A 26,177-nucleotide genomic window follows, 5' to 3' on the forward strand; every position below is an offset into this window, starting at 1 on the left:
CCTACTGCATAGGTTTAGCAAAAATCCAGATCAACGCGCCCTGCTCCACAGGGACATCAACCCCCTCTGGATTTCGCATCGGTTTGTCCGCAGTTATTAAAGCCGCAAAGCCCCACCAGCCGGATTTAGGCATCACATAACTGAACACACCATTGCCATCAGCCTTCACTACTTGCGTTACGTATGGATCTTGCACTGATGAAATAGAACCATCATTGCGCCACTCCACTTCGACTTCAGCAAAAGGCACCGGCTGCCCATTTTTCTTAACGATCCCCTGAAAGAGATTACCCTGCCAGATGCCGTAGGGGCGCGTTAGCGGCTCAATCTCAACAGGTAAACCCACCAATTGGTCCCACGCAGGCTCGCCACCAAAAGCATCGACAACCACTTTGGTAAAGTGTTGGATCATGACGCCCTCTTCTGGCTCCCAGTAGGGTGCAGGTGTTAGGTAAAAGAGGTGATCACCGGGTGACTTAATTTGATACTCCGCACTGAAGCGTCCATTCGGTTGTCCCTTTAATGCCGGCAGCAGGTCAGTTTGGCCACTGGCTGTGACCACCCCAAACGCTTCTGGGGACTGCATAGTCATAACCGGGCCACGCGCCATCGGATGGGTAAATTGGATATCGAAGCTCAATGTTGCTTCAGCGGGAGAGTGCACAGCTTCCGATGAGGGTATCAGTTCTTGAAAGTGGCCATAAACCGATGACAGGGGTAATAGACTGAACAATAACGCTGCGATCACTTGCCCGCGCATAACTAACTCCTTAAAAAGCCTTATCGTATTACGATTTATTAATTCGTAATACCGACTATATCACTATTTAGAACGAACATCTTCCAAAGATAAAAGCACCACAGCTCACCCCTAATATGAGTTAGCCAAATCTCATCAAATACTATTAATAGCGATGTCGATCAAATTTACAAAACAGTTACCACAAAGAGACAAAAAACACACAAGACAAAACAAACGTATTAATTTTCATACAGTTAATAAACATGGAACGGTACGTGCTAACAAGTTCACCAGTTAACTTTCACCTATAACAACGAACTAAGGGAATGAGGACTTACCATGTTTAAAAAAGCACTCGCAGGTTTAGCGGTAATGGTAGCAGCCAGCAGCGCGAATGCGGCTCTGATGGATATTCAAGTTGACTTAGAGCTTCAGCTTCTTGCCGATGTTTCTGGTAGCGTTGACTCCACTGAGTACAGCCTGCAGCTGCAGGGCTATGAGCAAGCGTTCCGCTCAGCAAACGTACATGATGCAATTATGAATGGTAATATCGGATCAATTGCCGTTCAGTATATCGAGTGGTCAGGCTCTCTCGACCAACGAGTGCAAATTAATTGGTTTGAGATCAACAGCGCCGCCAGCGCAAACGCTTTCGCTGATGCATTGGCGGGTGTAAATCGTGCCTTTAGTGGCGGCACTCGTATTTACAGCGCCATTGATTTCGGTGTTAATCAGTTCGTTGATAACGGCTTCGATAGTAACCGCCAAGTGATGGACATCTCAGGCGATGGTACATCAAACACCAGCCTAACCAGCACCGCGCGCGATAATGCGCTGGCAGCCGGCATCGATACCATTAACGGTATTACGATCGGCACGTCCACATCCTTACAAAACTTCTACGATGCTAACGTTATTGGCGGTGTTGGCGCTTTCCAGATTAACGCGTCAACGTTCGCTGACTTCACTTCGGGTATCGAACGTAAGCTCGTACGGGAGATTTCAGTACCCAAAGATGTTCCAACCCCATCATCCCTTGCCCTATTGGCAATCGGTCTAATCGGTGCTGGTGCAGCTGCTCGTAAGCGTCGCGCATAACAGCAAATGACAAAACCGCTAACTGATACTCATAGTTAGCGGTTTTATCGCTATTCACCCTTCGGGCAGCACGGTATATAGTTAACGGCCACGGATACAACTAGTCATGGATCGTTATTAGTATGCTACGTTTCGCTGGCATCTTTCTTACAGTACTTTTTGTGCTGTTCGGCATTGAGATGCTTAACCCAGTACAGAAGGCGGTTGTCCAGCCTTTCACCTTTTTCCTCGCTGAAGTGAGTTCCGCTATCATTGCCCCCTTTGATGACACGGCGATCTCCTTTGGCAAAATCATCCAAAACAAGGTTAACGGCTTTGCCGTCTCGATCGAATCAGGCTGCAATGGAGTGGAGGCGATCATTATGCTCGCCGCTGCGGTAATTGCGTTTCCTGCAACCCTTAAACAGAAAGTTGCCGCGGTTATCCTCGGATCATTAGCGATTCAGGTGCTCAACATCGCGCGCATCATTAGTCTCTACTATTTAGGGCAATGGAGCTTTGCAGCGTTTGAGTGGGCACATTTATACATCTGGCCTGTATTGATCATGGTGGATGTTCTTATCGTGTTCCTTGTTTGGCTGAACTACTTAAACCGCCAATCGCCGCAGACAAACGAGGCTGCCGCATGAACCAGCAACCTCTCAATCTACGCCGTTTTGTATTGCTACTTTTTCCCATGCTAGCGATCTGTTTTGCGCTTTGGTGGTCATTGAGCGGCTGGCTAGCATCACCCGCCCTCTCTGCAAGTGAGTGGTTACTGGCATGGTGGCTGCCAGACTCTTTCCATCTCCTGCAACAAAAAGGCGCCACTGGACTGGTTTTTAGTACGCTAGGTGAGCTCAACGGACAACTGATGAGTGCTCAAGCGGCGAGGAACTATTTAGCATTTGAGTTCAATACTCAAATTCTCTCCTTTTCTCTGCCGTTTTTCTGTGCTTTGACCTTTGCGGCCCCCGGCAACTTCTCCCTAGAGCATCTTCTTGAGGGGCTCGCTGCGCTTTACGCGGTATTTGTGATCAGTGTGGCGATACTGGCATTAAAAACGCTGATGGTCGGCTTAGGCCCTCAGAATGTTGTGGAGTCACAAGGCAGTCTCTTTCTGAACATAAATACCGTCGCGCTGCTCTACCAAGTGTGCACATTAATATTGCCGATATTGATACCTGTGCTTATCTGGGTGGCACAAAAGCGTCATCTGCTAGCGCCACACTTCAACCGGATCTATAACCCCTCCTAGAGCTTACTAAGTATTACGTCTGAGGCCGAATATGCGTATGTTCAGCACCATGCTGGTGCGCATCCGCGGCCATATCTACCGGGATGATGTTCAACTGCCCATGCCGCACACCAGGCTGAGACGTAATGCTATTCGCGAAGGCCTGTACCTGCTCAACAACACCTTTCAGTACCACCGTTTCAAGACAGTTATCGTGATCAAGGTGAACATGGAGTGTGGATACCGAGAGATCATGATGCGCATGCTGAGCGAGTGTTAAGCGCCGCGCTAATTCACGCTCCTCATGGTTATAAACGTAAGTCAACGTGCCGACACAATAGCTTTCAGCGCTATGCTCGGCCCGCTCCGCTTCCAACTTTTCACGGATAAGATCACGTATCGCTTCTGAACGGTTTGAGTATCCCTTGGCTTGTAAAAACTGCTCGAACTGAGCCACCAGCGACTCATCCAACGATACCGATATTCTCTCCACAACTCCCCCTTAGATCTTGTCTGGTTTCCGGTTTTAAAATACGCCGGGCCTCTTTATTTTAACCAAGCTACTATGCCACTGACACGGCAAGCGCTTTGAGCATCAACACCTTATCAAAGGTAATCAGGCTTTATTCAATATAAAGCCTGACGCAGAACCGAAATTTTGCCAAATTAAGCCCCAAACCTTTAAACATTTTAGCTAAACTCCTATCATGCACGACCTTTCAGACAGGCAAGAGAAGAGAAGTCCGATTTGGCAGCTACAGAGTTCATCACCGGCCAACGCTGGATCAGTAATACCGAAGCAGAACTAGGCCTAGGTATTGTGGTAGAAAACCTCAATCGCCGCGTCACTATGCAGTTTCCTGCAGCCGACGAAGAGCGCACCTACGCAATCGATAACGCCCCCGTCAGCAGAGTTGAGTACCCCATCGGCGAGCAAGCTCGCACGAAAGATGGCGTCTCCTTTGAGATAAAAGACCGTCACGAGCAGAATGGTTGCTTGATCTACTTTGGCGTTGACCAAGACGACAATGAAGTGATCGTCCCTGAGGTAGAACTCGATAGTGCTGTTCAGTTCAGCCGCCCACAAGACCGCCTCTTCGCCGGTCAAATTGACAAATCCAGCCGATACCGCTTGCGCTTAGACACCCTCCAGCACCACCATCGCCAGCAACAGTCGCCAACATATGGACTTGCCGGTGGACGTGTTCAACTGCTGCCGCACCAATACTATATCGCTCATGAGGTCGCTAACCGCTTCGCACCTCGTGTATTGCTGGCCGATGAGGTCGGACTGGGTAAAACAATTGAAGCAGGCCTGATACTGCACCACCAATTGATCACCGGACGAGCAAAGCGCGTTCTGATCGCTGTACCAGATAGCCTGATCTACCAGTGGTTGATTGAGATGATGCGCCGTTTCAATCTGCAGTTCAGCATTATGGATGAACTGCGTTGCACAGCAATGGAGCTATCCGGTACTGACAACCCGTTTGAGTCAGCACAATTAATTCTCTGCGGCCAGAACTTCATTAACGACAACGCTAGCCGTATGGAGCAGATCCTCGCCTGTGATTGGGACATGCTGATTGTTGATGAGGCCCACCACTTGGTATGGAGTGAAGAAGCACCGAGTACGCTTTACCAGACCTTTGAAGCTCTCGCGCAGCAGATTCCAAGCTTGCTCCTACTCACGGCAACCCCGGAGCAACTGGGCCTTGAAAGCCACTTCGCACGTTTACGCCTGCTCGACCCTGATCGCTACAGCTCGCTTGAGCAGTTCCGTGAAGAACAGTCGCACTATGCAGAGGTCAACCAGCTCGTGCAGCAGTTGATTGCCGCCGATGGCATCAAAGCACTGCAGCAAAGCACCGACCTACAGCAGCAGCTGAACGACTATCTCGGTACAACGACGGCCGCAGACCTTATCGCTCAAGTCAATCAAGGTGATAACGAGGCACTTGCAAGCTGCGTTAATCACCTGCTGGATCGCCACGGTACGGGTCGCGTGCTGTTCCGTAACACACGTGATGCTGTAAAGGGCTTCCCGACACGGATTCTGAACCCCTACCTGCTGGAGAAACCGCCTTTATTGGAGGAGCTACCAGAAGATGCGCCGCTCAGCCACCTACTGCATCCTGAAAAAGCCCTTGGCGAAGACTGGCTAGAGCAAGATTCACGGGTCGCTTGGTTGACCGAGTGGCTTAAACAGCACCGTCTTGAAAAAGCGCTGCTCATCTGTGCCAATGCAGACACTGCTCAACAGCTAGAAGAGTATTTGCGCCTGCGCCAAGGCGTACGCAGCGCCGTTTTCCACGAAAAAATGACGCTTATCAACCGCGACCGTGCAGCCGCTTACTTCGCCGATGACGAAGACTATGCTCAGCTACTCGTGTGTTCCGAGATCGGCAGTGAGGGCCGCAACTTCCAGTTTGCCCAACACCTGATCATGTTTGATCTCCCTCTCAATCCAGACCTTCTCGAACAACGCATTGGCCGTTTGGACCGCATCGGGCAACAGCATGATGTGCAGATACATGTGCCCTTCTATAGCGATAGCGCACAAGCCGTTTTGCTACGTTGGTTTGACGAGGGTATCAACGCATTCCGCCATACCTGCCCTGCCGGACAACAGCTGTTCGAGCAGTTCTCTGAAAGCCTTGAGATGTTGATCCGCGACGGCGCTGACGAGGCAACATTCCAAACCTTGATAAACGACTCCCGCGCCGCGGCTGATGCCATTCAACAGGAGTTGCAAGACGGCCGTGACCGTCTGCTCGAGATGAGCTCTTGCCGCTACCCAGACGCAGACCACTATGTCGCGTCCGTGGCGGAGTATGAAGACCAAGCAGACCTCAAAGCCTATATGGAGTTTGTGTTTGATCAGTTCGGTGTCGATATGCAGGAAAACGGTGAGCACTCCGTGATTTTGCAACCAACCGACCAAATGATTCAGCATCGCTTCCCCGCCCTCGCGGACGAGGGCTGCAGCGCCACCTACTCCCGTGAAGAGGCGTTAAGCCGCGAAGATTTGCAGTTCCTCTCTTGGGAGCACCCCATGGTCACCGGCGCCATGGAGATGATCACCGGCAGCGAGTTCGGCAACGTTGCTGTTACAACCCTCAAACTGCCGCCGCTGCAGCCGGGCACTCTGCTAGTTGAAGCAATTTTCGTGCTCTACTGTGCGGCACCGCGCCACTTGAACGTACAGCGCTACCAGCCGCAAGCAACGGTGCGGGTATTGTTCGACAGTAACGGCAACGATCTATCCGCCATTGTGACCGATGCCCATCTTAATAAACTAGGCGAGCGCGTGAAGCGCCGTGTAGCGCAGAACCTTATCCGCCATGCCCGCGCTGAGATCACTCAAGTGCTCGAAAATGTTGAGCGCACCGCAGCTAAACAGCAGCAAAGCTTAATCGATAGCGCCGTAGCGAAAGCAACGGCTGAATTGGACGATGAGCTTGAGCGTCTCGAAGCGCTACGTGCGGTGAACCCTTCTATTCGCGAGGAGGAGGTCATGCAGTTGAGTGCCGCCCGCGATGATATTCTCAACCACCTGCAAGGGGCGAAGCTGCGAATGGATGCCATTCGCGTCGCGGTGATAGACAAGTAACACCAGAGGAGTGTGGGCATGAGCCAAAAGGATTGGGGGCTCGCCCTCCTCGTTGTACTTGCATGGGGCGTTAACTTTGTTGTTATTCGCTGGGGCTTAGACCAGCTACCGCCGCTATTGCTGGGTGCACTGCGCTTTAGCTTAGTGGCACTCCCCGCCGTGTTCTTCGTAAAACGCCCCAAGCTACCGCTGCGTTGGCTGATCAGCTACGCGATGACCATTAGTTTTGGCCAATTCGCGTTGCTTTTTAGTGCAATGTACGTGGGTATGCCAGCAGGACTTGCCTCACTGGTCCTGCAGGCTCAGATGTTCTTTACGATCCTCTTTGCTGGCCTATTTTTAAACGAAGCATGGCGTGCGCATCACCTGCTATCGATGCTGATCGCCGCTTGCGGATTAGGTTTGCTTGCTTCCCAAAGTGGCGATACCGCCATGACAGTAACAGGGCTTGCGCTAACATTGAGTGCCGCGGCTTGTTGGGGCGCGGGGAACATCATTAACCGCCGTATCAGCCAGCGCTATTCGGTACCGCTACTTAGCCTTGTTGTTTGGAGTGCGCTTATCCCACCACTCCCCTTCTTAGCCATGTCATGGATGCTGGAGGGACCAACATTGATCGCCAGCAGCATCACGGACAGCGGGCTACAAGCATGGGGAAGCCTTGTGTACCTTGCGGCGATTGCAACACTGTTTGGCTACAGCGCATGGGGAGGATTGCTGACCCGTTATCCCGCAGCACAGGTGGCACCACTGACGCTTTTGGTGCCCGTTATCGGCTTATTTAGCGCGTGGATAATCCTTGGAGAAACCCTTAATCTCATTCAAGGCGCGGGTATTCTGCTGATATTAGCGGGGTTAATCATCGGTGTATTTGGGGCACGGCTGACACGAGCTAAGGCTTCAACTTAACGTACAGTTCACCCTCTTGTACCGCAATCTCCTCAACCCCTTGCGCAAAACCGTGCCAAAAGCCTTGTTCGTGACGGTACTCCTGAACGAGGTCTTTATTTTTTAGCTCGCCAAGCCATGCATTCGGTAATGGCACTCCCCAAAGACTCACGCCTACAATTTTGACACTAGGGGCGCCATTCTGATAGCGAATATCTAGCCCCGTATGCACATGCAGTGTCTTGCCACCGAGCAGCGGAAAATCAGGATCAAGCGGGATCGCTAAGCGGGCACTGGCAAGGTGATCACTCAGATCGATAGAGAGCTTACCTGCCCACTCCGGGCTTTCGGCGATCATCCTGTTGAGCTCGCGCTCAGTAAAAGTCACTGTGCGAACGGCTCCCTTTTCAGTGTAGGGTGCGGGCTCCAGCGTAGCTCCAGCATCCGCACTAGCAGAGTAGCTAATACCGATCACGCGCAGTTTGTCGCTCAACACTTGCTGCTCTTGGGGTGACAGCGGCTTGGTGTCATTCGCTGATGTCACCCATTTGATCAGCAAAAATGCCACGAGCGTGCCACATAGCGCGGCAAAAAAGATAATCAGGAACAGTGATCGCTTACTCGTCGCGCCCACCGGCCCACCTGTGTGAGCTCTTGAAGGATCCAAGGGCTTTACTGCTCCTGTAATTGTGCTGTACTTAAAATCGCAGAGCGTAACTGCTCTGCTCGCTTGCGATTTGCACCTAAATCGCTGTAACCAACACGCGATGCTGATCGCAGATGTATCACACGGCTGTCATGGTCAACCAGCAGCTCCATATCATCAACGAATCCAAATAGCTTAGAACGATAGATAGCAGCCATGTAGCCCCCCTCCATCGTCTCGATTAACCCTCCGGTATCAGTGATCGCCTTGATAAGAAGGCTCTCAACCTCAGCTTGGGTTAGCGTTTGCGGATAAAACACCGGTTTAATTAGCTTATCTGTTGGCGTACCGGGATAACTACTCACGCAGTTGGGCTGTGCTCCGCACGGCGCCAGTTGCCCTTCACGCAAACCTGGGGCCTTACCACTTCGCGACTGAACAGCCATCCAGCTAAAAGCAGCTAGACCCAATCCGATGAGTAACAATACAGCGATCAGTAGCTTCATTTACCACTCCCTCTCTGCTTGGCATTTTACGCCAGTATAAGTAACTCAGCATACAAACACACCCCCATTCACTAATCTTGGTAGGAGCAGAATTGCGTATATGAACTAAGCTTGCAGCAATGGACTAAACAAAGAGTAAATAGCGACTACGGAGGGTCATATGCGTTTTTTTAATATGCAAATCAGTGCGTTAGATAAGCTTACATCACATGGCCTACGCATCACGCTAAAACCACCTCGGTATCCTGAGTTTCACTACGAACCCGGGCAGTTTGTGATTATCGAGACAACGATCAAGGGCGAGGTACACCAGCGTGCCTATTCACTCAGTAGCTCCCCCATTACCGATCGAGCACTGCAGCTTATGGTTAAGCGTATCCCTGACGGGGTCGTTTCCAACCATCTTCACAAACATATGAAGGTAGGTGAATACCTGCGCATCAGTGAACCTTGCGGCCTATTTGGGCAACCGTTAAAGCGCGATCCCGATAAAATATTCTGCTACGCCGCTGGCAGCGGCATAACACCCCTGTGGTCCCTTATTAAAACGATGTTAGTGAATCAACCCTGCTGTGAGGTCTACCTGCTATACGGCAATCGACGCGAGCAGGACATCATCTTCCAACACGAAATCGCGCTGTATGAAAGGACCTATCGCAAGCGCTTTAAGGTAAAACACACGTTATCCCAGCCCGATAGTAAGAGTTGGTTCCAGATATTCTCGGCGCAACCACCATGGCAAGGTGCTCGTGGCCGCATCACACATCAGGCCATATCTAACTGGATCACACCCGATGCAGCGGATAGCGAGCACTTTATCTGTGGCCCCGATGGGATGATCAACACCACCGAGCGAGCGCTACACAGTGCTGGCGTCAGCGGTGATAAAATTCATATCGAAAGGTTTGGCTCCACATGGAGCAGCGCTGGTAGTGATCAGCCCGTGAGCCTGATTATCGAAACGGCTGGCCAAAGACAGACGCTCACAGCCCGAGGCAACCAAACGCTGCTTGATGCGCTATCGCAGCATGGTATTTCAATACCCCACTCATGCCGCTCTGGGAGCTGCGGAGCTTGTATCGCACAAGTGACAGAAGGCGTCGTGACGATGAACCATCATGATGCGCTAAGTAAAGCGGAGATCGATGCAGGCTTAGTGTTAACTTGCCAAGCGCGCGCGCAAAGCCCATCAATAAGTCTTCGGGTCGCGCGGCAGCCAAGCAGCGAGCAGAAAGGCACTCAAGACATGCCTAAGCAGAAGAGCTTTAAACCAAATTAGGCCTTCGCAAGCGATGCAGAAAAATCCAGCATACGCTGCAACGGGCGGCGAGCATCTTCGATTAGGGTTTCATCAACCAGCACTTCACCTTCTCCCGTTTCAAGTGCTGAGATGATGTTATCTAAGCCATTCATAGCCATCCAAGGGCAGTGAGCACAGCTACGGCACGTCGCGCCACTGCCGCCAGTTGGCGCTTCGATAAACTGTTTACCCGGCGCAGCTTGCTGCATTTTGTAGAAAATACCGCGATCTGTTGCCACGATAAGTTGTTCATTCGGTAAGTCGCTAGCTGCCTGAATAAGCTGCGTTGTGGAACCTACAGCATCAGCGATCTCGACTACAGAGTCTGGAGACTCAGGGTGCACCAGCACCGCAGCATCTGGGTAGACCTTCTTGAGATCCAGAATACCTTTGGCTTTGAACTCCTCGTGCACGATGCAAGCACCATCCCACATCAGCATTTCAATACCGGTTTGCTTCTGCACGTAACCGCCAAGATGCTTATCAGGCGCCCAGATAATTTTCTTACCTTGCTCTTCAAGATGCTCAGCAACCTTTAAGGCAATGCTGGATGTGACCACCCAATCAGCACGCGCCTTCACGGCGGCGGATGTATTGGCATAGACAACGACTTCGTGATCTGGATGAGCATCACAAAATGCTGAGAACTCTTCGATAGGGCAGCCAATATCGAGCGAACAGGTCGCTTCTAATGTCGGCATCAATATGCGCTTTTCTGGGCTAAGAATCTTAGCGGTCTCACCCATAAAACGAACCCCAGCAACCACCAATGTTTGCTCTGGGCGTGTTGTGCCAAACCGGGCCATCTCCAGTGAGTCAGAGATACAGCCGCCTGTTTCTTCCGCAATTTCTTGAACAATCGCATCGGTGTAATAGTGCGCTACCAAGCAGGCATCTTTCTCTTTGAGAAGCTGTTTGATGCGTGCTTTGTACTGTTCAACCTGCTCTTGAGTCATCTCGCCTGGGAGGTGCTCTTTAGCAAAGTGTTCTTGCACGAGGATACGATCATTAATGTCTTGCTGGCTCAACATAACTCTGGACTTACGTAGTTCGAGGGAAGATAAAATTATACCATGACGCTCCAGCGGAGATCATGGTATTTGTGGCTAGGCGAAATAGCGAGTTGGATCAGGGACGCCGGCGTCTTCAAAGCCTTTAGCGCGCAATCGGCAGCTATCACATACACGGCATGCTTCGCCATTATCGTTAGCTTGATAACAAGAGACTGTATCAGCGTAATTAAGACCGAGGCGCTGCCCTTCACGGATAATATCCGACTTCGTCAAGCGCATTAGGGGCGTGTGAATCGCTACGCCTTGGCCTTCAACCCCTGCACGTGTGGCAAGATTCGCCATCTTCTCGAACGCATCAATAAACTCAGGACGGCAGTCCGGGTAGCCCGAATAGTCAACGGCATTCACACCGATGAAAATCGCACTGGCTTCTAACACTTCAGCCCAACCGAGCGCTAGGGACAAAAACACAGTGTTGCGCGCCGGGACGTAGGTAACGGGAATACCCTCTTCTTCCTGCTCAGGAACATCGATATCGTGATCGGTGAGTGCCGACCCCCCGAAGTCCTCCAAGTGTAAGCGTACTGTTCTGTGCTCGCTTACACCCAGTTGCTCAACAACTTTACGCGCTGCGTTTAACTCAGTCAGTGAGCGCTGACCGTAGTCAAAGCTCAACACATAACAATCAAAGCCTTGGTCCTTTGCAATAGCCAAGGCGGTTGCCGAATCAAGGCCACCAGATAATAAAACGACAGCCTTAGGTGACGGCTTATTCATATAACACGATTTCCTAAAATTATTGACTCAATGCACTTTCGGCGAGTCGTGCAGCAGAGGTATCAGGATACATTTCTACGACCTTCGCCATATAGGCCGTGTATTTTTCTAGATTTCCCTGCTGTTTGTAAAGGATTCCGAGTTTATACATTGCATCGGGCGCTTTGCGAGAGTCGCCGAACTGCTCAACCACCTGCGTGAAAGCTTGCTCCGATGGCCCATGTTTACCCTGCGCTAGGTAGATCTCACCTAACCAATAGTGCGCATTGGGCAGACGCGGGCTGTCAGCATACGTGCTCAAGAACGCCTCAAACTGCTGTGCAGCTTCGTTGAACTTACGCTCACGCACTAGCGCAAAGGCATCTTGATAAGCTTGTTTATCCGTTATCTGTGCAGCTTCGTTAGCCTCGCTCGCTTGGGGCTGCGAAGACGCAGGCGGCGTCGGCACTTCTGCGGCAACCGGTGCAGGCTGCTCAGTCTCAGGGGTTTGCAAAGGTGCTTGTACGGTATCATCAGATTCTATTGGCGCTGCTGGCGCAAGCGTATCTAACTCGGCCTGCTGCTGTTTCATCTGTTCTTGCACAAGCAAACTGATACGCCGATCTAAATCGCGGTACCGTGTTTTTTGCTTGGCTTCCATTCGCTCCAGCTGATATTGCTGCGATTCCACTTGCCCTCGTAAACGGCGCACTTCATCTTGGAGCTGCTGAATCGTCCATAAAAGCTCGCTATTTTGCGAAGGGGCCCTGCCTTGAACAGCACTACTGTTACCCGTATAAACCTGAATAACAGGCACGTCCTGTGCAAATGCAGCCGCGGCGGGCAAGCCCACCGCTACGCAAACACAAGAAATTTTCTTTGCAATTGTTTTCATTAGCGTGAGGTATATTTGAGTTCAACGCGACGGTTTTGGCCCAAGGAGCCCTCATCGGAGCCCAACATAGCCGGCTTTTCTTCACCATAGCTGATCGTTTCAACACGAGACATATCAACACCGTTAATCGCTAGAAAACGCTCTACAGCTTTCGCACGACGCTCACCAAGTGCCATATTGTACTCACGCGTGCCGCGCTCATCAGCATGACCTTCCAAGCGCACGACAGCCGCAGGGTTGGTCGCCAGATACTGCGCATGGGCTTCAAGATCAGCAAGACTATCGCTGCGGACACTGAACTGATCAAAGTCAAAATAGAACACTGTCTGTAGGTTTGCCACATCGACAGAACCACCAATTCCCGAACCAGAAATGCCGCCGCCAGTGTTAGCTCCCGTGCTGTTCGCACCGCCCACCCCTGCTCCTGCGCCGCTACCAGTGGCATCAGTTACGTCTGGCGTTGTGCTAGGTGAGCTACAACCTGCTAGCCAAGCGACAGCACAGGCTAGAGAAACCGCTTTTACAGTATTCGTTACGCGCATAAAAACTCCTGAATCCTTTGGTTTTAATATCTATTATTATATTAATTAATTACTTAAACACTATTGCAAGTAGGGCGACCAAGCCGGCTCTCGCACATCGCCAGAGCTACTTGGCATCGTGAATCGTACATTGCCGTCCAATGATACGCCCGCCAATACGCCGCGACCGCCTTTCTTCGTCGCGTACAAGATAATACTGCCGTTCGGCGCGATCGTTGGCGACTCATCAAGGCGGCTATTGGTCAAAATATCAAGGCGACCATCTTTCAAGTCTTGGACAGCGATATGGAAACCCTCACTGTCTTGGTGGACCATCGTTAAGAAGCGTCCATCTTGAGTCATTCGACCACGGCTGTTAGAAACACCTTCAAACGTGAGGCGCTTTAAGTCACGAGCCTGCAAATTCAGCGAATAGATTTGCGGCCTTCCACCGCGGTCTGATGTAAAGACAAGTGACTGGCCATCAGGCGACCATGTTGGCTCAGTATCGATACCGTAGTGACGCGTCACACGGTCCAACTGCCCAGTAGCCAACGTCAATACATAGATCTCGGGGTTACCATCTTTTGACAAAACAACGGCGAGCTTATCGCCACTAGGTGACCATGCCGGAGCACCGTTCAGCCCCTTGAATGATTGAATTCGCTGACGCTGCCCGGTTGCAAGGTGTTGAATATAGATGGATGGGCGACCACTCTCGAATGATACGTAAGCTAGCTTAGAGGCATCTCGCGACCACGATGGCGACAAGATTGGCTCTTTAGACTCTAAAATCGTACGCGGACGCGCACCGTCAGAGTCAGCCATCTGTAGGCGATAGCGGAAGTTTCCAGCACCCAGCGAGTCAGCAGTGACATAAACAATTCGCGTTGAAAATGCGCCCTTGATACCCGTCAGCTCTTCGAAAATCTGATCGGCCAAATAATGCGCCACATCACGCATGTTTGCAGGCGTTCCGTTAACAACCTGCCCCCAGACGCGACGCTCTTGCAGCACGTCAAACAGCTCGGCAGTCACACGAACTTGCCCGTCAGGCTGAGGCTCTAAACGCCCAATCACGAGGTAGTCGTTGCCGGAAATACGCCAATCACGATAGAAGACCTGATCCTGACGGTAGGGATTGCTCAGCATATTTGCCCGCGGCATGGTTTTAAAAAAGCCGCTTCGCCCTAGATCATTGGAGATAATCTGCGCAACATCTTCCATTTCCGAGCCACCGTTCCACTCAAATGGGACCACCGCAACCGGTGTCGGCTCAGTAACCCCTTGCGTGACCTCGACAACCAGTTCGGCTCTGGCAACGATTGCCACCAGCAGAAGCCAAGCGCCCATAACAACTCTACTTACCATGACTCTTACCACCTTGCATCTTCTGGACGAAACTCAATCTTAATTCGTCGCAGCTCCCTTTCAAAAAAGATCGGATCAACTTCCGCTATTTTCGGGAAGCGTCCCACATTAACCACGGCCTGACGCGCTGACTTATCGAAGCTCACGTCGCCGCTGCTGGAGACCACTGTAACATTGTCAACCTCACCGGAGGGAAACAAGTGTACTTGTAGCACCGTTTTCATACCCTTTCGCGCACTCGGAGGCCGACGCCACTTGCGCTGCAATAAGCCTTGCATATAAGCCACAATCGATGCACGCATCTCGGCCGCTTGTTTCGCCGCAGCCTCAGCACGGCGTTTAGCTGCGGCTTTACGCTCAGCTTCGGCTTTTGCAGCGGCTTCTTGCGCCAAGCGCTGCTGCTCGGCGGCGGCTTTTTCAGCTTCGGCCTTACGCTTGGCCTCTTCAGCTTTGCGCTTTTTCTCGGCCGCTTGTTTGCGCTTACGCTCTTCCTCAGCCTTGCGCTTTTTTTCAGCGTCGGCTTTACGCTTTGCAGCTTCTGCAGCTTTGCGTTTATCTTCTTCTGCTTTACGCTTTTTCTCAGCCTCTGCCTTGGCCTTTAGCTCAGCCTTGCGTTTATCTTCTGCCGCTTTTTTTCGCTTAGCTTCTGCCTCAGCTTTGCGCTTCTCCTCTTGCTGCTGACGCACCTTTTCTTGTTCGCGCTTTTGCTCTGCCTCACGTTCACGTTGCGCTTGCTGTTCCGCCTCTTTCTGCGCAGCTAAACGCTCGGCCTCCTGGCGCTGCTTTTCCGCCTGTAAACGCTGCTCTTCGGCTCTCTTTTTCTCTGCAGCTTCGCGCTTAGCAGCTTCTTCTGCTTGTAGCTTATCAGCCTTCTTATTCGTGATCGCATCAAGGTCAATCATTTCCGCTTTGATATGGCGCGGCACCTTTTTGTACGGGTCCTCTTGCTGAAACCAGTGAGGAATCAGCAGTAAAACGAGCGCGCCATGTAGCAAGGTTGCCAGCAGAATAGGTACAAAATAACTCACGCAGCCGCCCTACTCGGTTACTAAGCCTAAAGACTCAGCGCCAGCCCCTTTCAGTAGCGACATGAGCTGAATAACTCGGTCATAACTGACCTCTTTGTCACCACGCACCAACAGCAACTGCTTTGGATTACCTGCCAGCACTTTCTGGATCCGCTGCTCAAGCTCAGATTCGGCCACCGGCGCAAGAGGATCATCAGAGCCGATATCAATGTAAAACAGCCCCTCTTTATCAACGGTGACAACGATAGGTTCTTGGTTTTCAGTATCAACAGGTTCCGCAGAGGCTTTGGGCAACTTAACATCAACGCCCTGAGTTAACATGGGTGCAGTGATCATAAAGATAACCAGTAGCACCATCATGACATCGATATAAGGAACAACATTGATATCTGCGTTGAGCTTACGCTTCTTCTTTTGCCGACGAATCATCTGGACTAACCTGGCGAGTGAATACGGCGATGCAGAATACTGGAGAACTCATCCGCGAACGTTTCGTAGTTGTTCATCAACCACTCAGTGCGAGCAGAGAAGCGGTTATAGGCGATAACTGCCGGAATCGCGGCAAACAAGCCGATCGCTGTTGCAATCAGTGCCTCAGATATACCCGGCGCAACAGATGCAAGCGTGGCTTGATGGACATTCGCAAGACCACGGAAGGAGTTCATAATCCCCCAGACGGTTCCGAACAAACCGATATAGGGGCTAGTCGAACCTACGGTAGCCAAAAACGGCAGATGAGTTTCTAGCTTCTCCTCTTCGCGCGCCAATGCAACACGCATACTACGTTGCACACCGTCCATCACGGCATCTGGATCAACATTCTTTTGCTGTGTCAGGCGCGTAAACTCTTTGATCCCTGCCACAAAAATACTCTCGGCGCCTGATAACGTTCGCCCGGAATCGTTGATATCGCGGTAGAGCTGGCCTAAATCCACACCAGACCAAAAAGTCTCTTCGAAACTGCGCAAAGCACTGCGCGCTTTTCGGTATACAGCAAACCGCTGAAAGATCATTACCCAAGAGATGAAAGAAGCTAATACCAAGATCAGCATAACGGCTTGTACAACGATGCTGGCGTTGAGTACCAAGCTCCAGATAGATAGGTCTTCGCCCACTTGTGGTTCTCCGAGGTCAATCAGTAAACCCGTCAATTTGTGGTTTACCTTAAAATTTGGACATGCGACAAAGCAGGGAATACATTTGACGCCATCGTGAGATAACTGACATTGCAAAAAGTTCAGATCATAGATAGCGTGAGACGTTGCTGCGCTCGCTAGAGCGAGCACAATAGCAGGGATCTAGCAGGATAAAAAGGGCCACTTCTGCGGTAACTACAGGTTTTTAAACACCTTCTCAATGTCGTTAGATGGCCTGTTTCGCTACAACGACGAGACCTTCGCAACAGGATAATCACTCTCCAATTGCGCTTGGCAAGACAAGCAGCGGGCCGACACCGGATTAGCCGCTAAACGGTTGAGCTCTACCTCTTCACCGCAGTCAACACAGATGCCATAAGTCCCGTTTTCAAGTCTGGACAATGCGGCTTGACACTCCCGAACTTCTTTTAGGTGTCGCGAGACATGGGCAAGATTTATGCCGGTTTCAAGGCCGGCAGCTGCTTCCTCGCCGTGATCATGCACTGACTGCCCCCAGTGCGCTGTGCGGGCATCAACCAACTCGCTGCCGATTTCATCACGCAAGCTAGATAGCAATGACAGAATTTCAGCCTTAACTGCTTGTTTCTTCTGCGGGGTAAGTTTAATCGACATGACCTGACACTCGTGGTTGTGTTTTGAGTCATGCTAGACCGCCAATGGTGGGAGGGCTATGACAAACATCAGCGTCTCCCATCAATTCAGCGAATAGATTAATGTTTATTGATCTTTATCAGGCGCTGGTAAACCAAAGTGCGTATACGCATGGTCTGTTACCACTCGCCCACGAGGGGTGCGCATAATAAAGCCTTGCTGTATTAGATAAGGCTCTAATACATCTTCGATGGTATCCCGCTCCTCACTGATAGCCGCCGAAAGGTTATCGATGCCAACTGGGCCGCCTCCGAACTTCTCTATCATGGCCAGCAGCAAACGGCGGTCCATATGATCGAAGCCACGCACATCTACATTCAACATGTTGAGCGCCTTATCAGCGACCTCTTCGGTGATGTTACCATCGCCTTTTACCTCAGCATAATCTCGAGCACGGCGCAGCAGCCGGTTGGCGATCCTCGGCGTGCCACGGCTACGCTTAGCCACTTCACGCGCGCCAGTAGGTTCAATACTGGTGCCAGATAAACGCGCGGAGCGGATGACGATATCGGTAAGATCATCCACATTGTAAAACTCTAGCCGCTGCACAATACCGAAACGATCTCTCAGCGGTGAGGTGAGTGAGCCTGCGCGCGTTGTCGCACCCACCAGCGTAAACGGGGGAAGATCGAGTTTGATTGATCGCGCGGCCGGGCCTTCACCGATCATGATATCGAGCTGATAATCTTCCATCGCCGGATACAGCACCTCCTCAACATTCGGGCTTAAGCGATGGATTTCGTCGATAAACAGGATATCGCCTGCTTCAAGATTCGTGAGCAGTGCGGCTAAATCACCCGCTTTCTCAAGGGTTGGGCCTGAGGTGGTTTTGATGTCGCCTTCCATCTCATTGGCGATGATATTGGCCAGTGTTGTCTTACCAAGACCGGGGGGGCCAAAGATCAATGTGTGATCAAGCGCTTCTCGGCGCGCTCTAGCAGCATGGATAAAGATCTCCATCTGCTCTTTAACGCTATCTTGACCCGTGTAATCCGCTAACGTCTTAGGGCGAATGGCGCGGTCTTGTTGCTCTTCAACCGGAGACGCCGCTGGGGCCACAAAACGATCTTGCTCTATCATCTATCAACCTGCCAACATCGCTTTTAATGCTGCTCGAATCAGCGCTTCGCTATCGCGCGCATCACCTAACTCACGCTCGGCACTCGCCACCGCTTTGCTTGCCTGTGCAGGTTTATAGCCCAGTGCAAGCAACGCGCTTTCTGCATCCTCACGCGCTTGCTTTTGATCATCCTGTGAAACGGGTAGCGATTCACCAGAAAGTTGGAAATCTAGTGGATCTTCTGTCAACTCTTCCGCTGCTTGCAACTTGTCACGCAGCTCAACAATTAAGCGCTCCGCCGTTTTCTTGCCAACCCCCGGAATACGGGTCAGCGCGACAACGTCTTCTCTTTGCATACAGTTAGCCAACTCCGGGGGCGTCATTCCAGAGAGTATCGCGAGCGCCATCTTCGGGCCGACGCCATTAACTTTAACTAACAGGCGAAAAACAGAGCGCTCATATTTATCGGCAAAACCGTACAACAGCTGAGCATCTTCGCGAACGACAAATTGAGTGTAGATGGTGACCGGCGCACCGACGGCGGGCAGCTTGAAAAAGGTGCTCATGGAAACTTCGACTTCATAGCCCACCCCGTGAACGTCTACAACGAGTTGGGGTGGAGCTTTTTCTACAAGCTCCCCTTTTATGCGACTAATCAACAGACCACCTCATTCATGCTTAAGAAGATATGTATAAATATACAGCACAAATGAGGCGATACCTAATTAATTAGTCTCTTCATCGAACAGCGCCTCAACAAACTCCTGCGCTTGGAACGGCCGAAGGTCATCAACCTGCTCCCCCACACCGATGAAGCGGATCGGCAAACCCAACTGTTTTGCGATGGCGAAGATGATACCGCCTTTTGCAGTGCCGTCTAGCTTGGTTAGGGTGATCCCCGTAACGCCGACTGCATCGCCAAAAATCTTGGCCTGACTCATCGCGTTCTGACCAGTACCCGCGTCGAGTACCAGCATGACCTCGTGAGGCGCACTCGCGTCGATTTTACGCATCACGCGCACAACCTTCTCTAGCTCTTGCATCAAGTGGTCTTTGTTCTGCAAACGCCCCGCGGTATCTGCGATTAACACATCAACTTGCTTCGATTTAGCTGAGTTCAGTGCATCGAAAAGGACAGAGGCCGAGTCGGCACCGGTATGCTGAGCCACAACGGGCACGTTATTGCGCTCGCCCCACACTTGCAGCTGCTCAACTGCTGCGGCACGGAATGTGTCACCTGCAGCCAGCATGACTGACTTGCCTTCGCGCTGAAAACGCTTAGTTAATTTACCAATCGTCGTGGTCTTACCAACACCATTCACACCCACCATCAAAATTACATATGGTGTGTGAGCCGTATCGACCTCAAGCGGCTGCTCCACGTTGTAAAGCAGCTCAGCTAATTCAGCCTTGAGCGCTTGGTGCAACGCTTGCGCATCGGCTAGCTGGTTTCGCTCAACTTTATCGGTTAAGCGCGAAACGATCTCGGTTGTTGCTTCAACACCCACGTCAGCGGTCAGCAACAAGGTTTCAATATCTTCGAGCAGCTCTTCATCAATCTCTTTCTTGCCTAGAAAGAGGTTACCCAACTGCTCTGTTAAATTGGCTTTTGTGCGTGTTAGGCCCGCCTTGATACGCGCAAACATGCCCTTTTTGGGCGCTTCCGGCTCAGGTTCCGGCGCTGCAGCTGGTTGCGCAGGCGCTTCCACAACCGTGGGTTCTGCTGGAGATTCTGACGATTCTAGCTCTTTGGCAACGCTAGCCTCAGGGGCCGTGTCATCTTGAGCGGGGGCAGGCTCTGCTACAGGTTCTGCAACTGAGGCAGCTTGCTCAGCTTCTTGGGGAGCCTGTTCCGGTTGCGACACATCTTTTTGCGCATCATCGGAGGAGAAAATAGACTTGAGCTTCTTAAACATTCAGAACCCTAATACATTGTTTTGCATTATTTTATTAATGATCGCATGAAATAATATTCACGACTATGCTTACAAACGCGATATCTTACCATAGTGTGTAACCCAACCAACCTGATGATGCCGAATCAATAATACAAATGGACTTTATCTGGATTTTATTTGCTTTCGTTTGTGGTTTGCTTGTTAAGCTGATCGCTCTGCCACCATTAATAGGTTTCCTGATTGCAGGCTTCCTACTGCACTTTATTGGCGTAACGCCAGAAGCAAGCTTAGAAACCCTTGCTGACCTCGGCATTACTTTGATGCTCTTTACAATTGGCCTCAAGCTACATGTCAAAGACTTGCTGAAAACCGAAGTCTGGGCCAGCACCTTATCTCATATGGGGCTTTGGACGCTGATATTTGGCTCAATTGCCATGATGGCGGCAACGCTCGCGGTACCCTATTTCAGCGGCCTAGATCTGGTGACATCGGCTATTGTCGCGTTTGCACTGAGCTTTAGTAGCACCGTATGCATTATTAAACTGCTCGAAGAGAGCGGTGAGATGAAAACACGCCATGGCCAAATAGCGATCGGCGTGTTGGTGATGCAAGATATTGCCGCGGTTATTTTTCTCGCTTTCGCAACCGGAAAAGTCCCGTCCATCTGGGCGCTAGGTTTGTTTGGTTTGTTCCTCCTACGCCCATTCCTTGAAGCACTACTGAGCCGCACCGGCCACGGGGAGATGCTTCCTCTGTCCGGGTTTTTCCTTGCCCTTGGGGGTTATGAGCTGTTCTCTTTGGTGGGCGTAAAAGGCGATTTAGGCGCACTGATCTTTGGCGTATTACTCAGCAGCCACCCTAAAGCGACTGAGTTGAGTAAGTCGCTAATGAGCTTTAAAGATATTTTCCTTATCGGCTTCTTTCTCTCCATCGGTTTCACCGCCCTGCCAACATGGTCGATGTTAGGCACAGCAGCACTTATTTGCGGCCTGATTCTGCTGAAGTTTTTTATGTTCTTCTTCATCTTTACACGGCTAAAACTGAGGGGGCGTACCGCCTTTCTCTCCTCTTTAGCTCTCAGTAACTTTAGCGAGTTTGGTCTCATTGTTGCCGCACTGAGTGTCGACTCCGGCTGGTTAGCGAAAGAGTGGCTAGTTATTCTGGCGCTCGCGGTATCCCTATCCTTTGTTTTAACGAGCGTGTTATACCGCTCGGCGCATACTCTTTACAAGTCAAATAGCCGCACAATTAAACGCTATGAACTACCAGTGCGCCTTAAGGAAGACATTTTTGTCCACCCCCCGAACGCAGATATTTTAGTTATCGGGCTAGGACGTGTGGGTAAGGGTGCCTTCAAAGCACTGCAAAACATGGTTGACCAGCGCGTTGCAGGCATGGATGCCAGCCGCCAACGCATTGTCGACTATCGCGCCAAAGGGATGAATGTATTTTTTGGCGATGGTGAAGATGCCGATCTTTGGGAAGCTCTCGACACCGGTGATATCAAGCTTGTGCTTTTAGCGCTACCGGCTATTGATGACTGCCGCAACATCACCCATCAGTTGCGGGACTCTGGCTACAACGGGCAAATTGCCGCAATCGCGCGCTACGCCGATGATCGCCAACGGCTACTCGATGCAGGTATCGATAATGTGTTTAACTTCTATGCTGAGGCAGGCCTTGGTTTTGCTGAGGAGAGTTTACTGCTCATTGGTGAAAAGCCCCACTCACACGGATAAACTCAGCATAAAAAACCCCGCCAGATGGCGGGGTGAAAAGAAGTAGCAATAGATTCTTCCTGATAGGTAGTTGAATCTACCACATCCCTACTTCGAACCTTCTAAGAGGGTAGACAGGTCGTTAAAATGTATCGCCGGGAATGCGAACATTACCTTCCATAATGACACGCGCACTGCGGCTCATCACAGCTTTCTTAGCCGTCCAGTCGCCGTTAACTTCTTCAGCAGCAGCACCAACACGCAATGTGCCAGAAGGATGACCAAAGGTTACCGCTTCACGCTCACCACCACCGGCGGCTAGGTTAACCAGCGTGCCAGGTACCGCAGCTGCCGTCGCGATGGCAACCGAAGCAGTACCCATCATTGCATGGTGCAGTTTGCCCATAGACAATGCGCGTACACAGACATCGATATCGCCAGCCGAAATTTGCTTACCGCTAGACGCTTCGTAGTCAGTGGCAGGCGCAACAAACGCAATTTTTGGTGTGTGTTGGCGTGCTGCAGCTTCAGAGATATCGCTGATCAGCCCCATCTGAACGGCGCCGTGCGCTCGCATCGTTTCGAAACGCGCTAACTCATCGGCATTCCCATTAATATCTTTCTGTAACTCAGTGCCTTTGTAGCCAATATCTTCAGCATTCACGAAGATCGTCGGGATGCCTGCATTGATAAATGTCGCTTTAAAGGTCCCAACACCCGGTACTTCCAGATCATCAACGAGATTTCCCGTTGGGAACATGGAGCCTTCGCCATCAGCAGGATCCATAAACTCAATGACCACTTCCGCCGCAGGGAAGGTCACGCCATCCAACTCAAAGTCACCGGTTTCCTGTACTTCACCGTTGGTGATTGGCACATGGGCAATGATGGTTTTCTTAATGTTTTTCTGCCAGATACGCACCGTGCAGATGCCGTTTTCTGGAATACGTGACGGGTCAACCAAACCTCCGCTGATCGCAAAGGCACCAACCGCTGCTGTCAGGTTGCCGCAGTTACCGGACCAATCTACAAAAGCTTTATTAATCGCAACCTGACCGAACAGATAATCAACATCATGATCAGGCTCTGAGCTTTTGTCTAAGATTACCGTTTTCGAAGTACTGGATGTTGCGCCACCCATACCATCGATCTGTTGACCATAAGGATCTGGACTACCAATCACACGTAGTAAAATTTTATCGCGCGCCTCACCCGGCTGCTGCGCAGCTTCAGGTAGGTCTTGGCGACGAAAGAAAACCCCTTTACTGGTTCCACCACGAATGTAAGTTGCTGGAATTTTTATCTGTGGTACGTGTGACATTTTATTCACCCTGTATTGCTCGTGCAGTGCTTCGAAACCCTGCACACTATTCAGAACATACTTAACGAGAACCTCTTAGTGGTTATCCCAAAAGAGGTTCTGAGTAAGCATCTTCAATGCTTAAACTTAGCAGGCTCCGCGATTACGCGGCACCTTCTAAGAAATCCTTGGCGAAGCGCTGCAACACGCCACCTGCTTTATACACATGCACTTCAGCAGCAGTATCAAGACGGCAAGTAACCGGCACTTCAACGCGCTCACCGTTGGCACGGTTGATGATCAATGTTAGATCTGCGCGTGGCGCCAGCTCACCTTCGATATCGAAAGTTTCAGTGCCGTCAATACCATAAGTGTGACGAGTATCACCCTCTTTAAACTGCACAGGCAGTACACCCATACCCACCAGGTTAGTACGGTGGATACGTTCGAAGCCTTCAGCTACGATGGTTTCAACACCCGCCAGACGAACACCTTTCGCCGCCCAGTCACGGGAAGACCCCTGGCCGTAGTCAGCACCAGCAACGATGATCAGGTTTTGCTTACGCTCCATGTAAGTTTCAATCGCTTCCCACATGCGGCTTTCAGCGCCTTCTGGTTCGATACGTGCCAGCGAGCCCTGCTTCACATCACCGCTTTCATCACGGCACATTTCGTTCAACAGTTTCGGGTTAGCGAACGTTGCACGCTGTGCTGTCAGGTGGTCACCACGGTGTGTCGCGTAAGAGTTGAAGTCCTCTTCCGGCAGACCCATTTTCGCGCAATATTCACCGGCTGCAGAGCTTGCCTGAATTGCGTTAGATGGCGACAAATGGTCTGTTGTGATGTTGTCACCCAGTACCGCTAGAGGGCGCATACCTTTCATGGTACGTTCGCCCGCCAGTGCACCTTCCCAGTAAGGAGGACGACGGATGTAAGTAGACATTGGACGCCAGTCGTAAAGCGGGCTTTCAGCGCGCTCTACGTCACCCAGATCGAACATTGGGATGTAGATCTGGTTGAACTGCTCAGGCTTAACCGCCTTGGCTACGATTGCATCGATCTCTTCATCCGATGGCCACAGGTCTTTCAGGGTGATCTCTTTACCATCAACAACCGCCAACACATCTTGCTCAATATCAAAACGCACCGTACCCGCAATCGCGTATGCAACAACGAGAGGTGGTGAAGCAAGAAATGCCTGTTTAGCATGCGGGTGAATACGGCCATCGAAGTTACGGTTACCAGACAGTACCGCAGTCGCGTACAGGTCACGCTCAACCACTTCTTTCTCGATCACTGGATCCAGCGCACCGGACATACCGTTACACGTCGTACATGCGTACGCAACGATACCGAAGCCTAGTTTTTCAAGTTCTGGCAGAAGACCTGCTTCTTCCAAGTACAGTTTCGCAACTTTAGAACCCGGCGCAAAAGACGTTTTAACCCAAGGCTTACGAACCAAACCCAGCTCGTTGGCTTTCTTAGCCACAAGACCAGCCGCTACAACGTTACGTGGGTTAGATGTATTAGTACAAGATGTGATCGCAGCGATAATAACTGCGCCATCTGGCATCAGGCCTTGCTCTTCTTCGGCTTTCGCAGCAGCCAACATCTCATCGCTTGCAATACCACGCTCATTCAGCGCAGTCGTCGGCAAGCGACGGTGTGGGTTAGAAGGACCCGCCATGTTACGAACAACAGTAGATAGATCAAACTCAAGTACGCGCTCGTACTCGACGTTCTCTAGATCGTCCGCCCAAAGACCGGTTAGTTTCGCGTACTGCTCAACCAGTTCAACTTGCTCGAGCTCACGACCTGTCAGCTTCAGGTAATCGATTGTCTGTTCGTCGATGTAGAACATACCCGCTGATGCGCCGTATTCAGGCGTCATGTTAGATAGCGTCGCACGGTCACCGATAGAGAGGGTCGCAGCACCTGGGCCGAAGAACTCAAGGTAAGAAGAAACGACTTTCTCGTTACGTAGGAATTCAGTCATCGCCAAAGCGATATCTGTTGCAGTGATGCCAGGTTGGCGTTCGCCAACAATTTTCACACCCACAATATCAGGTAGGCGCATCATAGATGGCAAGCCAAGCATAACGGTTTCAGCTTCTAAGCCACCTACACCAATCGCGATAACACCGAGTGCATCAACGTGCGGAGTGTGAGAGTCAGTACCTACACAGGTGTCTGGGTACGCAACGCCGTCACGCGCCTGAATCACTGGAGACATCTTCTCCAAGTTGATTTGGTGCATGATGCCGTTACCGGCCGGGATCACGTCAACATTATCAAACGCTGTTTTACACCAGTCGATGAAATGGAAGCGGTCATCGTTACGGCGATCTTCAATCGCACGGTTCTTCTCGAACGCGTCTGGATCAAAACCTGGCGCTTCTACAGCCAGAGAGTGGTCAACGATCAGCTGTGTAGGTACAACTGGGTTTACCTTGGATGGATCACCACCTTGATCGGCAATTGCATCACGCAAACCTGCCAGATCAACCAATGCCGTTTGGCCAAGGATATCATGACATACCACACGCGCAGGATACCAAGGGAAATCCAACGTGCGTTTTGTTTCGATCAATTGCTTTAGCGAATCTGTCAGCGCATCAGGCTCACAGCGGCGTACAAGCTGCTCAGCGAGTACGCGTGAAGTGTACGGTAACTTGTCGTAGGAACCAGGCTGGATATCTTCGATCGCTTGACGCGTATCGTAGTAGTCCAGCTGAGTACCTGGTAAAGGTTTGCGATAGTTAGTATTCATGCCACAACCTGTCCAGTCTTATAGTATTCA

The 26,177-nt window shown here is 51.1% G+C and carries 25 protein-coding genes; 7 read left to right on the forward strand and 18 right to left on the reverse strand.

The features are described 5' to 3' along the window. Position 1: 1 nt before the first annotated feature. Positions 2–760: a DUF4198 domain-containing protein gene (locus E4L36_RS12085; protein WP_136680825.1), complete on the reverse strand. Its 759-nt coding sequence runs from the start codon at positions 758–760 to the stop codon at positions 2–4. 321 nt (positions 761–1,081) lie between these two features. Between E4L36_RS12085 and E4L36_RS12090 the strand changes: the two genes are divergently transcribed. From E4L36_RS12090 to E4L36_RS12100, 3 genes are all read left to right on the forward strand, one after another. Next, entirely contained in the window at positions 1,082–1,840 is a 759-nt protein-coding gene (locus E4L36_RS12090) for a DUF1194 domain-containing protein (RefSeq protein WP_136680826.1), read from the forward strand. A 122-nt stretch (positions 1,841–1,962) separates the two neighbouring features. Beyond that, complete coding sequence (gene xrtH, locus E4L36_RS12095; protein WP_136680827.1) at positions 1,963–2,469, forward strand: exosortase H; 507 nt, start codon at positions 1,963–1,965, stop codon at positions 2,467–2,469. Next, a complete protein-coding gene (locus tag E4L36_RS12100) occupies positions 2,466–3,077 on the forward strand; it encodes an exosortase H-associated membrane protein (RefSeq protein ID WP_136680828.1) in 612 nt (203 codons plus the stop codon). Before xrtH ends, E4L36_RS12100 begins: the two co-directional genes overlap by 4 nt. 13 nt (positions 3,078–3,090) lie before the next feature. Here E4L36_RS12100 and nikR read toward each other — a convergent pair whose 3' ends face one another. Further along, positions 3,091–3,549 carry a nickel-responsive transcriptional regulator NikR gene (nikR, locus tag E4L36_RS12105; RefSeq protein ID WP_127692538.1) on the reverse strand — a complete coding sequence of 153 codons (459 nt, stop codon included), beginning with the start codon at positions 3,547–3,549 and terminating at the stop codon, positions 3,091–3,093. A gap of 255 nt (positions 3,550–3,804) precedes the next feature. On the opposite strand from nikR, the gene rapA reads away from it, so the two are divergent. Further along, on the forward strand, positions 3,805–6,669 hold the full coding sequence (rapA, locus tag E4L36_RS12110) for an RNA polymerase-associated protein RapA (protein WP_136680829.1): 2,865 nt from the start codon (positions 3,805–3,807) through the stop codon (positions 6,667–6,669). Between the two features lie 18 nt (positions 6,670–6,687). Further along, complete coding sequence (locus tag E4L36_RS12115; RefSeq protein ID WP_136680830.1) at positions 6,688–7,578, forward strand: EamA family transporter; 891 nt, start codon at positions 6,688–6,690, stop codon at positions 7,576–7,578. On the opposite strand, the gene E4L36_RS12120 is transcribed toward E4L36_RS12115, so the two are convergent. Together E4L36_RS12120 and E4L36_RS12125 are read right to left on the reverse strand one after the other, a co-directional pair. Then, entirely contained in the window at positions 7,562–8,224 is a 663-nt protein-coding gene (locus E4L36_RS12120) for an arginine N-succinyltransferase (RefSeq protein WP_136680831.1), read from the reverse strand. The genes E4L36_RS12115 and E4L36_RS12120 overlap by 17 nt on opposite strands. 5 nt (positions 8,225–8,229) lie before the next feature. Beyond that, a complete protein-coding gene (locus E4L36_RS12125; protein WP_136680832.1) occupies positions 8,230–8,709 on the reverse strand; it encodes a DUF1499 domain-containing protein in 480 nt (159 codons plus the stop codon). A gap of 160 nt (positions 8,710–8,869) precedes the next feature. Here E4L36_RS12125 and E4L36_RS12130 point away from each other — a divergent pair, with 160 nt between their 5' ends. Further along, on the forward strand, positions 8,870–9,988 hold the full coding sequence (locus E4L36_RS12130) for a ferredoxin--NADP reductase (RefSeq protein ID WP_136680833.1): 1,119 nt from the start codon (positions 8,870–8,872) through the stop codon (positions 9,986–9,988). Here the strand turns inward: E4L36_RS12130 and nadA are convergent. The 12 genes from nadA to ftsY all read right to left on the reverse strand — a co-directional run bounded on the left by nadA (position 9,985) and on the right by ftsY (position 20,377). Continuing rightward, positions 9,985–11,040 carry a quinolinate synthase NadA gene (gene nadA / locus E4L36_RS12135; protein WP_136680834.1) on the reverse strand — a complete coding sequence of 352 codons (1,056 nt, stop codon included), beginning with the start codon at positions 11,038–11,040 and terminating at the stop codon, positions 9,985–9,987. The two genes, E4L36_RS12130 and nadA, sit on opposite strands and share 4 nt — an antisense overlap. A gap of 75 nt (positions 11,041–11,115) precedes the next feature. Next, on the reverse strand, positions 11,116–11,799 hold the full coding sequence (queC, locus tag E4L36_RS12140; protein ID WP_127692531.1) for a 7-cyano-7-deazaguanine synthase QueC: 684 nt from the start codon (positions 11,797–11,799) through the stop codon (positions 11,116–11,118). 19 nt (positions 11,800–11,818) lie between these two features. Beyond that, complete coding sequence (ybgF, locus tag E4L36_RS12145) at positions 11,819–12,673, reverse strand: tol-pal system protein YbgF (protein ID WP_136680835.1); 855 nt, start codon at positions 12,671–12,673, stop codon at positions 11,819–11,821. Next, the gene (gene pal, locus E4L36_RS12150) at positions 12,673–13,215 is read right to left on the reverse strand and encodes a peptidoglycan-associated lipoprotein Pal (protein ID WP_136680836.1); all 543 of its coding nucleotides are present in this window, start codon (positions 13,213–13,215) and stop codon (positions 12,673–12,675) included. Before pal ends, ybgF begins: the two co-directional genes overlap by 1 nt. A 60-nt stretch (positions 13,216–13,275) precedes the next feature. Beyond that, positions 13,276–14,565: a Tol-Pal system beta propeller repeat protein TolB gene (gene tolB / locus E4L36_RS12155; RefSeq protein WP_136680837.1), complete on the reverse strand. Its 1,290-nt coding sequence runs from the start codon at positions 14,563–14,565 to the stop codon at positions 13,276–13,278. Positions 14,566–14,570: 5 nt separating this feature from the next. Next, positions 14,571–15,593, reverse strand: a complete 1,023-nt coding sequence (tolA, locus tag E4L36_RS12160) for a cell envelope integrity protein TolA (RefSeq protein ID WP_136680838.1) — start codon at positions 15,591–15,593, stop codon at positions 14,571–14,573. Positions 15,594–15,602: 9 nt separating this feature from the next. Continuing rightward, the gene (tolR, locus tag E4L36_RS12165) at positions 15,603–16,022 is read right to left on the reverse strand and encodes a protein TolR (RefSeq protein WP_136680839.1); all 420 of its coding nucleotides are present in this window, start codon (positions 16,020–16,022) and stop codon (positions 15,603–15,605) included. Between the two features lie 5 nt (positions 16,023–16,027). Next, positions 16,028–16,708, reverse strand: coding sequence for a protein TolQ (gene tolQ / locus E4L36_RS12170; RefSeq protein WP_127693134.1), 681 nt, complete (start codon positions 16,706–16,708; stop codon positions 16,028–16,030). A 264-nt stretch (positions 16,709–16,972) separates the two neighbouring features. Continuing rightward, a complete protein-coding gene (locus E4L36_RS12175) occupies positions 16,973–17,362 on the reverse strand; it encodes a TraR/DksA C4-type zinc finger protein (RefSeq protein WP_136680840.1) in 390 nt (129 codons plus the stop codon). Between the two features lie 105 nt (positions 17,363–17,467). Beyond that, positions 17,468–18,481, reverse strand: a complete 1,014-nt coding sequence (gene ruvB, locus E4L36_RS12180; RefSeq protein ID WP_127692524.1) for a Holliday junction branch migration DNA helicase RuvB — start codon at positions 18,479–18,481, stop codon at positions 17,468–17,470. A 3-nt stretch (positions 18,482–18,484) separates the two neighbouring features. Continuing rightward, on the reverse strand, positions 18,485–19,120 hold the full coding sequence (ruvA, locus tag E4L36_RS12185) for a Holliday junction branch migration protein RuvA (RefSeq protein WP_136680841.1): 636 nt from the start codon (positions 19,118–19,120) through the stop codon (positions 18,485–18,487). A gap of 66 nt (positions 19,121–19,186) precedes the next feature. Next, positions 19,187–20,377: a signal recognition particle-docking protein FtsY gene (gene ftsY, locus E4L36_RS12190; RefSeq protein WP_136680842.1), complete on the reverse strand. Its 1,191-nt coding sequence runs from the start codon at positions 20,375–20,377 to the stop codon at positions 19,187–19,189. Positions 20,378–20,514: 137 nt separating this feature from the next. Between ftsY and E4L36_RS12195 the strand changes: the two genes are divergently transcribed. Beyond that, complete coding sequence (locus E4L36_RS12195; protein ID WP_136680843.1) at positions 20,515–22,098, forward strand: cation:proton antiporter family protein; 1,584 nt, start codon at positions 20,515–20,517, stop codon at positions 22,096–22,098. A gap of 121 nt (positions 22,099–22,219) precedes the next feature. On the opposite strand, the gene prpF is transcribed toward E4L36_RS12195, so the two are convergent. Together prpF and acnD are read right to left on the reverse strand one after the other, a co-directional pair. Then, a complete protein-coding gene (gene prpF, locus E4L36_RS12200) occupies positions 22,220–23,398 on the reverse strand; it encodes a 2-methylaconitate cis-trans isomerase PrpF (protein ID WP_127692520.1) in 1,179 nt (392 codons plus the stop codon). Positions 23,399–23,540: 142 nt separating this feature from the next. After that, positions 23,541–26,147 carry a Fe/S-dependent 2-methylisocitrate dehydratase AcnD gene (gene acnD / locus E4L36_RS12205; protein ID WP_136680844.1) on the reverse strand — a complete coding sequence of 869 codons (2,607 nt, stop codon included), beginning with the start codon at positions 26,145–26,147 and terminating at the stop codon, positions 23,541–23,543. Between the last annotated feature and the right edge of the window lie 30 nt (positions 26,148–26,177).

The organism is Neptunomonas sp. XY-337 (genome assembly GCF_004959845.1).
GTDB lineage: Bacteria > Pseudomonadota > Gammaproteobacteria > Pseudomonadales > Balneatricaceae > Neptunomonas > Neptunomonas marina.